The organism is Streptomyces atroolivaceus, from assembly GCF_000717025.1.
GTDB classification, from domain to species: Bacteria; Actinomycetota; Actinomycetes; order Streptomycetales; family Streptomycetaceae; genus Streptomyces; species Streptomyces atroolivaceus.
Genome location: NZ_JNXG01000064.1, coordinates 1 through 545, shown reverse-complemented (window position 1 = coordinate 545; position 545 = coordinate 1). Strand labels below are relative to the sequence as shown.

The window sequence follows — 545 nt, the reverse complement described above, 5'->3', positions numbered from 1 at the left end:
TCGTCCCAGAGTCCCCAGGCGAGGGAGGTGGCGGGTAGGCCTTGGGTGTGGCGGTGGTGGGCGAGTGCGTCGAGGAAGGTGTTGGCGGCGGCGTAGTTGGCTTGTCCGGGGGTGCCGGTGAGGCCGGAGAGGGAGGAGTAGAGGAGGAAGTGGGTGAGGGGGTGGTGTCGGGTGGCTCGGTGGAGGTGCCAGGCGGTGTGGGCTTTGGGGTGGAGGGTGGTGTGGAGGTGGTGGGGGGTCTGGTTGTGGAGGGGGGTGTCGTGGGTGGTTCCTGCGGTGTGGATGACGGTGGTGAGGGGGTGGTCGGTGGGTATGGTGTCGAGGAGTTGGGTGAGGTTGTGGGGGTTGGTGGTGTCGCAGGCTTCGATGCGGATGTGGGCGCCGTGGTGCGTGAGTTCGGTGTGGAGTCGGGTGGCGCCGGGTGCGTCGGGTCCGCGTCGGCTGGTGAGGATGAGGTGGCGTGCGCCGTGGTGGGTGACGAGGTGGCGGGCGAGGAGGCTGCCGAGTGCGCCGGTGCCGCCGGTGATCAGCACCGTCCCCTCCGG

At 69.9% G+C, this 545-nt stretch carries 1 protein-coding gene; it reads right to left on the bottom strand.

Going from position 1 to position 545, the window contains the following annotated elements; genetic code table 11:
• A partial coding sequence (locus tag OO67_RS35420; protein WP_033305949.1) for a beta-ketoacyl reductase occupies window positions 1-545 on the bottom strand: 545 nt, incomplete at both ends.